Origin of the sequence: Cupriavidus necator A5-1 (assembly GCF_000744095.1) — a bacterium.
Taxonomy (GTDB): Bacteria; Pseudomonadota; Gammaproteobacteria; order Burkholderiales; family Burkholderiaceae; genus Cupriavidus; species Cupriavidus necator_A.
Genome location: NZ_JQLI01000008.1, coordinates 3548920 through 3563010, shown reverse-complemented (window position 1 = coordinate 3563010; position 14091 = coordinate 3548920). Strand labels below are relative to the sequence as shown.

13 protein-coding genes are annotated in these 14091 nt (G+C 66.2%); 5 read left to right on the top strand and 8 right to left on the bottom strand.

All coding sequences use genetic code 11. The features are described 5' to 3' along the window. Positions 1 to 99: 99 nt before the first annotated feature. The gene (locus K307_RS44925) at positions 100 to 288 is read right to left on the bottom strand and encodes a hypothetical protein (RefSeq protein ID WP_063771737.1); all 189 of its coding nucleotides are present in this window, start codon (positions 286 to 288) and stop codon (positions 100 to 102) included. 68 nt (positions 289 to 356) lie between these two features. Beyond that, entirely contained in the window at positions 357 to 491 is a 135-nt protein-coding gene (locus K307_RS50530; protein ID WP_268989271.1) for a hypothetical protein, read from the bottom strand. 592 nt (positions 492 to 1083) lie between these two features. On the opposite strand from K307_RS50530, the gene K307_RS40585 reads away from it, so the two are divergent. The 4 genes from K307_RS40585 to K307_RS40570 all read left to right on the top strand — a co-directional run bounded on the left by K307_RS40585 (position 1084) and on the right by K307_RS40570 (position 4582). Then, positions 1084 to 1521 carry a universal stress protein gene (locus K307_RS40585; RefSeq protein ID WP_042886658.1) on the top strand — a complete coding sequence of 146 codons (438 nt, stop codon included), beginning with the start codon at positions 1084 to 1086 and terminating at the stop codon, positions 1519 to 1521. Positions 1522 to 1681: 160 nt separating this feature from the next. Continuing rightward, complete coding sequence (locus K307_RS40580; RefSeq protein ID WP_042886657.1) at positions 1682 to 2818, top strand: PLP-dependent cysteine synthase family protein; 1137 nt, start codon at positions 1682 to 1684, stop codon at positions 2816 to 2818. An 84-nt stretch (positions 2819 to 2902) separates the two neighbouring features. Beyond that, complete coding sequence (locus K307_RS40575; RefSeq protein WP_042886656.1) at positions 2903 to 3655, top strand: tetratricopeptide repeat protein; 753 nt, start codon at positions 2903 to 2905, stop codon at positions 3653 to 3655. Positions 3656 to 3709: 54 nt separating this feature from the next. Further along, positions 3710 to 4582 (top strand): spermidine synthase, encoded by an 873-nt coding sequence (locus K307_RS40570; RefSeq protein ID WP_196251652.1) that lies wholly within the window; start codon positions 3710 to 3712, stop codon positions 4580 to 4582. Between the two features lie 259 nt (positions 4583 to 4841). Here K307_RS40570 and K307_RS40565 read toward each other — a convergent pair whose 3' ends face one another. Then, a complete protein-coding gene (locus tag K307_RS40565; protein WP_042886654.1) occupies positions 4842 to 6476 on the bottom strand; it encodes an ABC transporter substrate-binding protein in 1635 nt (544 codons plus the stop codon). Positions 6477 to 6605: 129 nt separating this feature from the next. Between K307_RS40565 and trmB the strand changes: the two genes are divergently transcribed. After that, entirely contained in the window at positions 6606 to 7292 is a 687-nt protein-coding gene (trmB, locus tag K307_RS40560; protein WP_042886653.1) for a tRNA (guanine(46)-N(7))-methyltransferase TrmB, read from the top strand. A 128-nt stretch (positions 7293 to 7420) separates the two neighbouring features. On the opposite strand, the gene K307_RS40555 is transcribed toward trmB, so the two are convergent. From K307_RS40555 to prpC, 5 genes are all read right to left on the bottom strand, one after another. Then, positions 7421 to 8623 (bottom strand): DUF2863 family protein, encoded by a 1203-nt coding sequence (locus K307_RS40555; RefSeq protein ID WP_042886652.1) that lies wholly within the window; start codon positions 8621 to 8623, stop codon positions 7421 to 7423. Between the two features lie 127 nt (positions 8624 to 8750). Beyond that, complete coding sequence (locus K307_RS48705; RefSeq protein ID WP_022535993.1) at positions 8751 to 8909, bottom strand: hypothetical protein; 159 nt, start codon at positions 8907 to 8909, stop codon at positions 8751 to 8753. Positions 8910 to 9177: 268 nt separating this feature from the next. Continuing rightward, positions 9178 to 11883, bottom strand: coding sequence for an aconitate hydratase AcnA (gene acnA, locus K307_RS40550; RefSeq protein ID WP_042886650.1), 2706 nt, complete (start codon positions 11881 to 11883; stop codon positions 9178 to 9180). Between the two features lie 288 nt (positions 11884 to 12171). After that, positions 12172 to 12723: a hypothetical protein gene (locus K307_RS40545; protein ID WP_042886649.1), complete on the bottom strand. Its 552-nt coding sequence runs from the start codon at positions 12721 to 12723 to the stop codon at positions 12172 to 12174. Between the two features lie 165 nt (positions 12724 to 12888). Continuing rightward, positions 12889 to 14070, bottom strand: coding sequence for a bifunctional 2-methylcitrate synthase/citrate synthase (prpC, locus tag K307_RS40540; protein WP_042886648.1), 1182 nt, complete (start codon positions 14068 to 14070; stop codon positions 12889 to 12891). Between the last annotated feature and the right edge of the window lie 21 nt (positions 14071 to 14091).

The following is a 14091-nucleotide window of genomic DNA, read 5'->3' as shown; positions in this document are numbered from 1 at the left end:
TCTGGTGGTTCGGGGCGCAGGCGATACGGGAGGGGGAGATACGCGCCGGCCAGTGAAGGCCCGGCCGGCGTGAAGGGCGTCTCGGAGGAGGGAAGTGCCTCAGGCCGTCGTGTTGACGATGTTTCCAGTGGTGCTGCCGCCGGCTTCCTGAACCGCCTCGGACAGCTTGGCAATGGCCTGCTGCAGGGCCGCCGATGTGGCGGTGACCTGGGCTTGCAGGCCGGCCACGGTGCTGGCTTTGGCGCTGTCATCCGCGCCGCTGTTCTGCGCCGCCTGCAACTCCTGCACCGACCGCGCAGAACAGCGGCGACCAGCGACATGATTTCAACCGTCGTCGAGAACAATAACTCCAGCGTTTACTGCGTTTCACGCTCTTGCTCGAACAACTCGTCGATCCAGGCCGGATCGAGGGCGCGTTGCAACCCCAGGCGCGCCATCACGCTGATCGGGCTGTGTTCGATAAAGCGTTCCACCACTGCGTACAGTACCACGCCATTGACTCCGGTTTCTGTTCGAGAACACGGAGGGTGCCTTAATTCTCGTCACCTTGAATGGGGTGGCTGTAATAGCCAGTCGCGAGTCGCCGTCGAGCCGGTCGGTCTTGGAACGTCGTGAACGCCGGTTGACTTCGATACTGGCCGAGTCCACCACCAAGTTATCAATGCCTTGTTCGGTCAGCCAGCGGTGCAACCAGAAGCCATCGCGGCCAGCCTCGTAACAACAACTGCGGACCGGCACCTGCGGTGCCAATCCGCAGCGTGCTGTCGCTCGGCGACGGCGTACGCGGGCCGAGCCGGTATACGCTGGCAGCCGGTGATAAGGCCGCGATCCTGCAAGCGATTGCCAAGGCCAAAGCTTCCAGCCCTTCCATATCTGGGATCGTACGTTTCTAATGGGTCCGGCCCGATGTGATGCTTGCCAGATTGCCGTGGGCCATGGCGCACCTATACTTCAAGCGAGTGGCGAATGATTCGAAACCGGGTGTATCGGTCGCTGCTTGTTGTGCGCCTTGCGGCTCACACTTTCGGACGCAAGGCGATGACGCATCGAAAGTGAGCGCAATGAGCAGGCAAGGAGGCAATTATGTTCAGGCATCTCCTGCTGGCGGTCGATGGCTCCGAACTTTCCGAATCGGCCTTCCACAAGGCACTCATGCTGGCGCGGGAAATGGACGCAAAGACCACGCTGGTGCGCGTCTGTCCGAACTACCACGTGCTGACCTACGAGGTAGAAATGCTGGAAGGCACGCGCGAAACCTACGTGAAGCAGGCCTGGGAAGACGCGATCCGCTACCTGCGCGGACTGGCCGACGAGGCCGGCGCGGCGGGCGTGGCCTGCGACACGGCCTACGCGGTCAATGACCATCCCTACGAGGCCATCATCAAGACGGCCGAGGACAAGGACTGCGACCTGATCGTGATGGCATCGCACGGGCGGCGCGGCCTCCAGGGCATGCTGATCGGCAGCGAAACCCTCAAGGTGCTGACCCACAGCAAGATCCCGGTGCTGGTCTACCGGTAGGCCCGAGGGTAGGCATGAGGCGTCGCGGCCGAGGTCCGTGTCGGCGCATGCGCCGGCTGCGCAGCCGGCGCCGGGCGGACCGTATTTTTGCCGGGCGTGGGTCGCTTCTGGCATCCTGATGGCCTGTCCCAATGCCAGGTCCCCGTGCCCGCAAGACGCCATGCCACTCTCCGACTGGACCCATGAAGCCATCCGCAAGATCGAAGCGGACTTCAACCGCTCCGCAGACACCCACCTGATTCCGCTGGACCTGCCGGGCTATCCCGATATCCACTTCTATTTCAAGGACGAATCCAGCCACCCGACCGGCAGCCTGAAGCACCGGCTGGCGCGCTCGCTGTTCCTGTACGCGCTGTGCAACGGCTGGCTGCACGAGGGCAGCATGGTGGTGGAAGCCTCCAGCGGCTCGACTGCGATTTCCGAGGCGTATTTCGCCAGGTTGCTGGGGCTGCCGTTTGTGGCGGTGATCCCGGCGGGCACCTCATGCGCCAAGATCGAGGCGATCGAGTTCTACGGCGGACGCTGCCACCTGGTGGCCAACCCGGCGGAGATCTACACCGAGTCGCACCGCATCGCGCAGGAAGCCGGCGGGCATTTCATGGACCAGTTCACCTATGCCGAACGGGCCACCGACTGGCGTGCCAACAACAATATCGCCGAGTCGATCTTCAAGCAGATGGCCGAGGAAGAGTACCCGGTGCCGGCCTGGCTGGTGTCCAGCGGCGGCACCGGCGGCACCATCGCCACGCTCGGGCGCTATGTGGCCTACAGCCGCCACAAGACCCGCGTGCTGTGCGCGGATCCGGAAAACTCGGTGTTCTTTGACTACTTCCGCAGCTGTCTCGATGGCAAGCCGCAGCCTGAGCTGGGCCTGACGGTCGGCTCGCGCATCGAAGGCATCGGCCGGCCGCGGGTGGAGCGCTCATTTATCCCGAGCTGCATCGACGCCATGCTGAAGGTGCCGGACGCGCTGTCGTTTGCCGCCATGCGCTACCTCTCCGCACGCTTCGGCCGCCGCGTGGGCGGCTCGACCGGCACCAACTTCGTCGGCGTGCTGTACCTGGCGCAGCAGATGCGCGCGGCGGGGCAGGGCGGCGCCATTGTCGGCCTGCTGTGCGACAGCGGCGAGCGCTACGGCAATACCTATTACGACGACGCCTGGTATGCCGCTCAGGGCATCGCCATCGAGGCGGCCGATGCGCTGGTGACGCGCGCGGTGAACGGCGAGGCCGTGCTGACGCCGCAGGCGGTGGCGGGCCTGCAGGCAGCCGGCGCCGGCCTGGCGGCGGGCGGCTGAAACTTGCCCAGGGGCTTTCTGTCACAATGCCGGCGGCCGGCGCTGCACCGCCGCCGCGGCCATTGTTTCCAAGGTGACTACCCTATGCGTATCTTCGGCATCAGCATCCATATCATCGTTGCACTGTTCTTCGCGGTGCATGCGGTGCGCACGCACCAGAACATGTACTGGCTGCTGATCCTGTTCCTGTTCCCGGGGCTGGGCAGCCTGGTGTATTTCTTTGCCATCTTCCTGCCCGAGCTGCGCCAGTCGCGCGGCGCCCGCGTGGCCACGCGCGCGATCACGCAGCTGGTCGACCCCAACCGCGCGGTGCGCGAGGCGCGCACCGACTTCGACCGCGCGCCGACGGTGCAGCACCGGATGCGGCTGGGCGCGGCGCTGCTGGAGGCCGGCGAGCCGGCCGAGGCGCTGCAGCACTACCAGGCCGCCGCCAACGGCCCGTTCGCATCCGACCCGGCGCTGCTGCAAGGCCTGGCGCAGGCGCAGTTCGCCACTGGCGATGCGGCGGCCGCGCTGGCGACTCTGGAAAAGCTGTTCGCGGCCGATCCGCAAGCGCGCCAGCAACCCGATCCCGCCTTGCTCTATGCACGCGCGCTGGCGGCCACCGGCGCGCCGGGCACGCGCGCCGCGTTCGAGCAGGCGCTGACCAGCGCCAGCGACGCCGCGCCGCGCTGCCTGTTCGCCGACTGGCTGGCGGCGCAACCCGATGCCGCCGACCGCGAACGCGCAAACCAGCTCTACGGCGAAATTGTCCACGACGCCCGCCACTGGCCACGCCACGCCCGCGAACACAACCGCGAATGGCTGCAGCGCGCGCAGGTGGCGCTGGGCAAGTAATCCGCGTTCCGCGCCTCCATGCTGCATCGGATGCTGAACGCCTTTTTTGACAACATGACCCTACTGAAACGCAAATCGATTGAAGCCGTGGCCTCGCGCCGTCCGGCCCGTGGTACCCGCAACCGTGGCCAGGCGCCGGCGCGCGAGGAGAAACGCATGACCCCGCGCTTTGCGCCGGTGACCTTCTCGGAAATGGAGGGAGTGCGCTACCTGCATTTCGGCACCGAGTGGGTACAGGGCGCGATGCGCCTGCGCAAGCCCGATGCCATCGAGCTGGAATACGCCCAGCAGATGATGGCGTGGCTGCTGTTCCTGTCGCCGTCCGTTGAAGAGTTCCACGTGGTGCAGCTTGGCCTGGGCGCCGCGGCGCTGACCAAGTTCTGCCACCGCCAGTTCAGCCGTGCGCGCGTGACCGCGGTGGAACTGAACCCGGCTGTGATCGTCGCCGGCCGCAGCATGTTCGGTTTGCGCGAGGACGATGCTCGCCTGACCGTGCGCGAGCAGGACGCCTGGGACTACGTGATGGACGGCGCCCACGCCGGCGCCATCGATGTGCTGCAGGTGGACCTGTACGACGCCACCGCGCGCGGGCCTGTGCTCGATACCACCGCGTTCTACCGCGCCTGCCGACGCACGCTGAAGGCGCCGGGGGTGATGACCATCAACCTGTTCGGCGACCACGACAGTTTCCCGAAGAATATCGAGCGCATCTGCGACGCCTTCGACAACCGCGTGCTGGTGTTTCCGGAAGTGCATGACGGCAACGTCATTGCGCTGGCTTTCAATGGGCCGGAGATTGATGCGTCGTGGGAAGTGCTCGAGGCGCGCGCCGATGTGGTCGAGAAGACTACCGGGCTGCCGGCGCGTGACTGGGTGGAGAAGCTGCGCGCCGCGAATGCCCGGCAGGAGGAGCGGTTGAGGATCTGAGGGGTAACGGCCCGGAAGGGGAGCACGGTTTTGGGTGCTCCCAAGCCGCCCGAGCTAGCCTAAGCAAGGTGTTCTCCCTCTCCCCTCAGGGGGAGAGGGTCGGGGAGAGGGGCGGACTAGCAAGCAGCCACTCCGAGCGGGGCCAACGGTTTTAACCCACGGGCGTAAGCCTTTGACCCTCCTGCCCTCTCCCCCGGCCCCTCTCCGGCAGGCGGGAGAGGGGAGCAAACCGCTAGCGTGCCTGACGCTTAGCGCCGCATCACTCCTTGTGGAAAAACTGCGCCAACGACCACTCGTCCGTCCGCGCCTCGTACTTCAGCCCCTTCTTCATCGCCCACATCGCCAGCTGGCTATGCGACGGAATGATCGCGTGGTCGGCCAGCGCGAACTTCGCCGCGGTGCGGGCATTCTCCTCGCGCGCCTTCTCGCTGCTGACCGTCGTCAGCGATTTCTCGATCAGCTGGTCCAGTTGCAGGTTGCTGTACTTGCCCCAGTTCCAGGTGCCGTAGCCGGTCTTGGGATTGGGCGTGCCGGTGATCGAGCGCAGCGCCACGTCGGCGGCGGCCGAGCCCCAGCCCAGCATCTGGAAGGCGAACTCGCCCTGGCGCGCGCGCGTAAAATACGCCGCCACCGGCATCGTCTCCACCTTGGTCTGGATGCCGATGCGCGTCAGCATGCTGGCGGTGGCCTGCGCCACCGCGGCGTCGTTCAGGTAGCGGTTGTTGGTGGCGTGCAGCGTCAGCCCGAAGCCGTCCGGGTAGCCCGCGTCGGCCAGCAGTTTCTTCGCGCCTTCGGGATCATAGGCCTCCGGCTTGGTGCCCGGATGCCCGAAGATCTGCGGCGACACGATCGACGACGCTGGCACCGCCAGCCCTTCCATGATGCGGTTGACGATGGCGTCGCGGTTCAGCGACTTGCTGATCGCGGCACGCACGCGCGCATCCTTGAACGGGTTCTTGCCGAGCGGCTTGCCGGCCTTGTCGGTGACGAAGGGCGGGTTATCGCGCGACTGGTCCATCTGCCAGAAGATGGTGCGCCACGACACCTGTTGCTCGATCTTGAATTTCGGGTTCTGCTTGAGCTTGGCGACGTCCGCCGACGGCACGCTCTCGATCACATCGACGTCGCCCGCCAGCAGCGCGGCCGAGCGCGCGCCGTTGTCGGTGATGATGCGGAAGATGGCGCGGTCCCACTCGGGCTTGGGGCCCCAGTAGTTGGGGTTGCGCTCCATCACGATTTCCTGCCCGCGCGCGAAGCGTACGAGCTTGAAGGGGCCGGTGCCGATCATCGCCTTGCCTGAGTCGAAGTCCGCCTGCGTCAGCGTGGCGGCGACCTTCTTCGGCATGATCGGCACGCTGTTCAGGTCATTGGCCAGGTTGGCGTAGTTGGGCACGCTCATGGTCAGGCGCACCGTCAGCGGGTCGGGCGTGTCGATGCGCGCGATCGGCTTGGTGTAGCTGGTGAACGAGCCCGGGCTGTTGACCAGCTTCTCCGGGCGTTCCAGCGACGCCTTGACGTCCTCGCTGGTAAAGGGCGAGCCATCTTGCCACTTCACGTTGGGGCGCAGCTTGATTTCCCAGGTGATGGCGTTGACCGGCTTCCACGACAGCGCCAGGCCGGGAATATAGCGGGCGTTCTTGTCCATGAACACCAGCGACTCGAAGATATGCAGCGCGATCGCGTTGTTGGGGCCGGAGTTGTTCCAGTGCGGGTCCATCGAGGTGACGTCGGCCGACAGCCCGATACGCAGGTCCTCGGCATGGGCGGCGCCTGCCGGCAGCAGCGTGAAGGCGGCGCTGCCCAGCACCAGCGCGGCAGCGGTGTGGAGCAGGGCGCGGCGGGCGGGCAGGCGGGGCGAACGTTGCCGGTCGGGCGTGGCGTGAGTCGGTTTCATCGGACTGGCTCCTCGTACGGGTCCGCGCGGGTGCGGACGGGTTCTCAGGCGGGTTTGTCCCGCATTGTGCCGCTAAAGTGGCATGGTTGCAGCCATATTGCTGCGAGGGCCGTCGCCGGCGCCGTTAAAATGGCGGCCATGTTTGCCAATTCCCGCACCATCGTTTCGGCGCAGTCCGATGTCCACGAACACTTGGCCGCGCGCGTCGCGCGCCACCTCGCCGAGCCGTTCCGCAAGCCCATCGGCGAGGCCAGCCGGCGCGAGCTCGCCGCGGCGCTGCAAAGCTGGCAGCAGGCCGGCGGCGCACCGCTGATCCTCGATGCGGGCTGTGGCGTGGGCGAAAGCACGCTGCGACTGGCCACCGCATTCCCGGACCACTACGTGATCGGCGTCGACCAGTCCGAAAAGCGCCTGGCCGCCGGCAAGGACTGGTGGGGCGAGGCACCGATGCCTGGCAACTTCTGCTGGGCACGGGCCGACCTGGTCGATGTCTGGCGCATGCTGCAGGCCGATGCGGTGCCGGTGGCGCGCCACTACGTGCTGTACCCGAACCCGTGGCCCAAGATCGGACACCTGGGGCGGCGCTGGCAGGGCCACGCGGTGTTCCCGGCGCTGGCCGCCTGCGGCGATTACCTGGAGTGCCGCAGCAACTGGCAGGTTTATATCGAGGAATTCGCGCAGGCGCTGGCGTTGGTGGGCCGCCCGGCGCAGGTTGAGGCATGGCACCCGGCGCAGGCGATGACGCCGTTTGAGCGCAAGTATGCGGCGTCGGGGCATGGGTTATGGCGGTGTCTGAGTGAGCGCAAGGCTGCCTGAGCGAGGACCAATGAAAACGGCCCGCAATGCTGCGGGCCGTTTTGTTTTGCTGCTGGACTCAGCCTGCTGCCGGGTTGCTCCCTCTCCCGCGTGCGGGAGAGGGAGCACACAAGCGGCAAGTGGAAAGATCAGTGGAACAGCGGCTGCTGCGTCGGCGCATCCTCGGGCAGCTCGGCGTGCACGATCTCGCCATTGCGGTCCGCATACAGCGGCGTGCCGCAATCCTCGCAATACTCCGGATCGAACAGCGCGGCGTGCCGGAAGATATCTTCCACGCCCGCGTTGCGCAGCTCTTCGCAGATCTGCTCGAGCGGGTTGCCTTTCTCGTCGGCGTCGACCTCGCCGGCTTCGCGGCCGTAGACCGGCCAGACGATGCCGTAGATCACGTCCTTTTCGCCGCGCATGGTAAAGCCCACACGGTATTCCTCGACCACTTCCTCGCCGAACGCCGCCACGACCGCGGCCAGCTGGCCGGCGGAGATATCGAGCGTGCCGCACAGGTAGTTGACCGCGGCGCGCACCGTCAGCGGGCGGATGCTCTTGTCGGACTCGCGGCAGGACAGGAAGAAGGCGTCGGGGAGCAGCAGCTCGAACTCGCAGCCCGGCAGCAGCAGCGCTACCGAAGGCTGGACCTGGCTGCGCCATTGCTCCAGGCAGATCGAACGCTCGGCATGGTGATCCTTGGCGTCTTCCTGCCAGCGGAACAGCCCTTGCTCGTGCGGGGCGACCACCACCGCCAGCAGGTAGCGCGGGTCGGCCAGGATCGGCGCGGTCTCGGGCAGGTCGCGCAGGTCGACCTTGGGCACCGAGCCGGCAAGCGCGGCCGCGGCCAGCTTGTGCGTCAGCGCGAAGGTGTCGCTGTGCGTGCGCGGCAGCTGGTCGATGCTGTACAGGTACGGTGACAGCGAGACCTTGGTGCCGGTGGCCAGCACGTGTGCCTGCAGGTGCACCGCCAGCGTCTGCGCCAGCTCGGGCTTGAGCGAGCCGGAGGGAATGGCGTAGCGCGTATGCGCCAGGATCGGGGCGGCGATCAGCAGCGCATCATAGCGCTGGCCGTCGACCTCGATGGTGGCCGACTCGGCCAGGGTCTCGGCCTGTTCGGCGAGCACGTCGGAGGCGTCTGCGTTGTGCTTGAACAGGTGTTCCAGCGCCGCGTCGAGCGCGGTCTGGCTCCCGTTCTTCAACAGGCGGCCCAGGCGCTGCGACAGCCGCCGTTCCCAATACCCGTCCTCCATGCGGCTGCCCGAGGCGTCGAGGGCGAGCGCATCGGCCACCAGACGCTCGGCGTCAGGCGAAAGACGTGGGGAAGTCTTGGGGCGAAAACCTGCCATAGAAAGAAACCGTCCGTTTATGCGTAAAACGGTATTCTACTCGCTGCGTTGACAAGCAGGCCGCTTCATGCGGAGCGGCGGTGCTTATCGGTGCGCGCGCGCTGGTCGTCCGCGTTATTCGTCCGCGTTATTTCTGGGCCGGTGCGGCGGAAGCGGCGGGTGCGGCAGGGGTGTGGGTTTCGACGCCGTGCTGTTCGCCGGAGATGGACACGTCGCTTCCGCCCTTGGTTAGCAGGTAAAGGGCCGCGCCGGCGATGATAATGAATGCGATGAGGATCTTTGCCATGCTGTTGTCTCCTGTTTCTGGCGGATGCCGGGCGGGGCCCGGCCGGGTCCGTCGCAGGGGGGCTGGGCCGGTCCCTGTCGTCCTGACCATTGTTTTAGTGAAACACAGTGTGGCAGGGCTGGCTTGCATGGAACTTACACGCGCGCGGCCGGCGTCGGGGGTGATGCCGGGGACGCAAACCGTGCCCCGATGAAAAACGCCGCCTGCCGCGGCCCCTCAAGCAGGGCTCAGGCAGGCGGCGTCAGCCGTTGCAGGCGTACGGGCGCGCTCAGGCGGCCAGCAGCTGGCGCAGCACGAACGGCAGGATGCCGCCGTGGTTGTAGTAGTCGACTTCGATCGGCGTATCGATGCGCAGCAGCACCGGCACGCGCTGCACGTCGCCGTTGGCGCGTTTGATCACCAGCACCACGTCCTGCTGCGGCTTGAGGTCGCCCTCGATGCCTTCGATATCGAAGGTCTCGTTGCCGGTGATGCCCAGCGTCTGCGCGCTGTCGCTGCCCTTGAACTGCAGCGGCAGCACGCCCATGCCGACCAGGTTGGAGCGGTGGATGCGCTCGAAGCTGCGTGCCACCACGGCCTTCACGCCCAGCAGCTGCGTGCCCTTGGCGGCCCAGTCGCGCGACGAGCCGGTGCCGTACTCCTCGCCGCCGAACACCACCGTGGGCGTGCCCTCGGCAATGTACTTCATGGCCGCGTCGTAGATCGACATCTGTTCGCCGGTGGGCTGGTGGATGGTGAGGCCGCCTTCCACGCGCGCGCCGTCCGCCTTGGGCGGGATCATCAGGTTCTTGATGCGCACGTTGGCGAAGGTGCCGCGCATCATCACTTCATGGTTGCCGCGGCGCGAGCCGTAGCTGTTGAAGTCGGCCTTGAGCACGCCGTGCGCCAGCAGGTACTTGCCCGCGGGCGAGGTGTCCTTGATCGAGCCGGCCGGCGAGATGTGGTCGGTGGTCACGGAATCGCCGAAGATGCCCAGCGCGCGCGCGCCGCGCACGCTGGACGCGGTGGCCGCCGGTTCCATGCTGAAGTCCTGGAAGAAGGGCGGCTCGGCGATGTAGGTGGACTTGGGCCAGTCGTAGACCTGGCCCTTGGTGCCCTGGATCGCGCCCCACAGCTTGCTCGGCTTCTTGACCTGCTCGTAATTGGTCTTGAAGGTGCCGGCATTCATCGCGAACTTCATCAGCGCATTGATTTCTTCCGAGGTCGGCCAGATGTCACCCAGCCAGATATCCTTGCCTCCCTTGCCCTTCCCGACGGGTTCGGTCATCAGGTCGCGCTGGATATTGCCAGCGATGGCGTAGGCCACCACCAGCGGCGGCGAGGCCAGGAAGTTGGCGCGGATGTTCGGGTGGATGCGGGCTTCGAAGTTGCGGTTGCCCGACAGCACTGCGGCCGCCACCAGGTCGTTGTTGGTGATGGCCTCGTTCAGCTCAGGCGTCAGGTCGCCGGCGTTGCCGATGCACGTGGTGCAGCCGTAGGCGGTCACGCCGAAGCCCAGCTTCTCCAGGTACGGCAGCAGGCCGGCGGCCTGCAGGTACTCGGTCACCACGCGGCTGCCCGGGGCCAGCGAGGTCTTGATATGCGGCGCGACTTCCAGGCCGGCTTCGACGGCCTTCTTGGCCAGCAGGCCGGCCGCCAGCAGCACGCTCGGGTTGGAGGTGTTGGTGCACGAGGTGATGGCGGCGATCAGCACGTCGCCGTTCTTCACTTCGATGCCGTCGGCGGTGGTGTAGCTGCGATCCAGGTCGGCCGGATCCTTGTTGAAGCCGTTCTCGGCCACCGGCTTGCTGAACAGCGAGGCAAAGGTGCTCTTGACGTTGCCGATCTCGATGCGGTCCTGCGGGCGCTTCGGGCCCGCCAGCGACGGCGCCACGGTGGACAGGTCCAGTTTCAGCGTCTTGCTGTAGTCGATCTCGCCCGCCTGCGGGATGCCGAACATATTCTGGGCACGGAAGTAGCCTTCGAACGCGGCGATTTCCTCGTCGGTGCGGCCGGTGCCGCGGAAGTAGTCGATGGTCTTCTCGTCGACCGGGAAGAAGCCCATGGTGGCGCCATATTCAGGCGCCATGTTGCCGATGGTGGCGCGGTCCGGCACCGACAGGCTGGCTGTGCCTTCGCCGAAGAATTCGACGAACTTGCCCACCACCTTTTCCTTGCGCAGCATCTCGGTGATGGTCAGCACCAGGTCGGTGGCGGTGACGCCTTCGCGCAGGCGCCCGGTCAGCTCCACGCCGACCACGTCCGGCGTCAGGAAGTACACCGGCTGGCCCAGCATGCCGGCTTCGGCCTCGATGCCGCCGACGCCCCAGCCGACCACGCCGATGCCGTTGATCATGGTGGTGTGCGAGTCGGTGCCGACCAGCGTGTCAGGGTAGTAGACGCCGTCCTTCTTGTGCACACCCCGCGCCAGGTATTCCAGGTTGACCTGGTGCACGATGCCGAAGCCCGGCTGCACCACGCCGAAGGTATCGAAGGCCTGCATGCCCCACTTCATGAACTGGTAGCGCTCGTTGTTGCGCTTGAATTCCAGCTGCATGTTCAGGTCCAGCGCCTTCTTCTCGCGGAAGTGGTCGATCTGCACCGAGTGGTCGACCACCAGGTCCACCGGCACCAGCGGCTCGATCTGCTTGGGGTTCTTGCCCATCTTCTCGGCCACGTTGCGCATCGCGGCCAGGTCGGCCAGCAGCGGCACGCCGGTGAAGTCCTGCAGCACCACGCGGGCCACCACGAAGGGAATCTCGTCAATCCGCTCGGCGGTCGGCTTCCAGCTGGCCAGCTGCCTGACGTGCTCTTCGGTGACTTTCTTGCCGTCGCAGTTGCGCAGCACCGATTCCAGCACCACGCGGATCGACACCGGCAGGCGCCCGATCGCCAGGTCCAGCTCCTCGCCCAGCTGGGGGAGGGAATAAAACTGGCCCTTTGCGGAAGGGCCGATCTTGAATTCTTTTAGCGTGTTTTCTAGGTTATGGGGCATTGCCGTACTCCGATCGAAGGATGATGCGATGGCATTTGGCTCGGACCTGAATCTAGACCCCGGTGCGCTGCCGCGGCGATGACCGCGGTCCGAGGTCGGCAGCGCACTGCAACTGCATACTCTAACCGCCGCGCGGCTTTGCCGCCACCCGGTTCGGATCGGCCGGGCCCCGGCGCAGCCCCTGCGCTGGCACGACAACTTGCCTTTCCGGGCGGATTTTCCCGCCCGGAAAGGCAAAAAGGGCGCCGCCGGCCGGAATTCAGTCGGCCGCCGGCGCCCTGTACGGACTTACTGCTTGGGTGCGGCGGACTGCTGGCTGGCGTCGGACGGCTGCTGCGGCTGGCCGCCGGCGGGCGCGACCAGCAGCGGGCTGGTCACCGGCGCGCGCAGGCCGCCGGCCTGGGTCGGGGCCGCGGCGCCGGCCTGCATGGCGGCGCTCTGGCAGTCGTCGGCCAGGCGCTGGCCCAGGTTCTTGTTGAACAGCATGGCCTTGCTCGGGATCACAACCAGGTCCAGGCCGGTGCGGGCGTCGTAGTAGCGGTCGGCGCCGGTCACGGTGGACTGGCGCGGCAGCTTGTAGTCCTTGCCCTGCCAGTGCACGGTCAGGACTTCGTCACGTAGCATGTCGCCGGAGATATACAGGCTGTTGCCCAGTTCGCACTGCCACTTTTCGCCGGTCGGGGTGGCCGCGGCAGCGGTCTCGGCGGCGGCAGCCTTTTTCTTGGTCGAAGCCTTCTTCTTGGTGGTGGTGGTCTTCTTGGCCGGTTCCTGCGCCATGACGGCGGTAGCGGTGGTCAGGGTGAAGGCGCCGATGCAGGCGGCAAGGACGAGATGTTTCATTTTGTGAGTACCTTTCGGATTCCGAAATCTGATTTGTGTCATCGCCGCCGTCACATCCGGCGGCGGCCTGGGATGGATTTCCGCCGCTATTCTCTACGATTTGCCTGGAGCGGCGTAGTGCTCTGGCCTTTCGTTACATTATTGGGACGCCTGGTCGGTCCGGGTTCACTTGCGCTTGCCGATGGTGACGAATTTGCGGTTTTCAGGGCCCACATAATTGGCGCTCGGGCGGATGATCTTGTTGTCGATGCGCTGTTCGATCACATGCGCGGCCCAGCCGGAAGTGCGCGCGATCACAAAGAGCGGCGTGAACATCGCCGTCGGCACGCCCATCATGTGGTAGCTCACCGCACTGAACCAGTCCAGGTTCGGGAACATCTTCTTGATGTCCCCCATTACCGTTTCCAGGCGTTCGGCGATGTCGAACATCTTCATCGAACCGGCGTCCTTCGACAGCTTCTTCGCCACTTCCTTGATTATCTGGTTGCGCGGGTCGCTGATGGTGTACACCGGGTGGCCGAAGCCGATCACGACTTCCTTGTTCTCGACGCGGCGGGTGCTGTCGGCCTGGGCCTCGTCGGCATTGTCGTAGCGATTCTGGGTCTCGAACGCCACTTCATTGGCGCCGCCATGCTTGGGGCCGCGCAGCGCGCCGATCGCGCCGCAGATGGCCGAGTACATGTCAGAACCGGTGCCGGCGACCACGCGCGCGGCGAAGGTCGAGGCGTTGAACTCGTGCTCCGCGTACAGGATCATCGACGTGTGCATGGCGCGCTCCCACAGCGCCGACGGCTTCTCGCCGTGCAGCAGGTGCAGGAAGTGGGCGCCGATGGAGTCGTCGTCGGTTTCCACTTCGATGCGGCGGCCGTTATGGCTGTAGTGGTACCAGTACAGCAGCATCGAGCCGAGGCTGGCCATCAGGCGGTCGGCGATATGGCGCGCGCCCGGGGTGTTGTGGTCTTCCTTTTCCGGCAGCACGGTGCCGAGCACCGACACGCCGGTGCGCATCACGTCCATCGGGTGGGCGCTGGCGGGAACCCATTCCAGCGCGGCCTTGACGTTGGCGGGCAGGCCGCGCAGGGACTTGAGCCTGGCCTTGTAGGCGGCCAGCTCGGTCCTGGTGGGCAGCTTGCCGTGCACCAGCAGGTGGGCGATTTCCTCGAATTCACAGGTGTCGGCGATATCGAGGATGTCGTAGCCGCGGTAGTGCAGGTCGTTGCCGGTACGGCCGACCGTGCACAGCGCGGTATTGCCGGCGGTCACGCCCGACAGCGCGACGGATTTCTTGGGCTTGGGCGCAGGCGTCGGTTCAGCCGGCGTTGGTGCAGCGGTCTTCGAAGCGGCCATCCGTGTCTCCTTCGGGGCGCG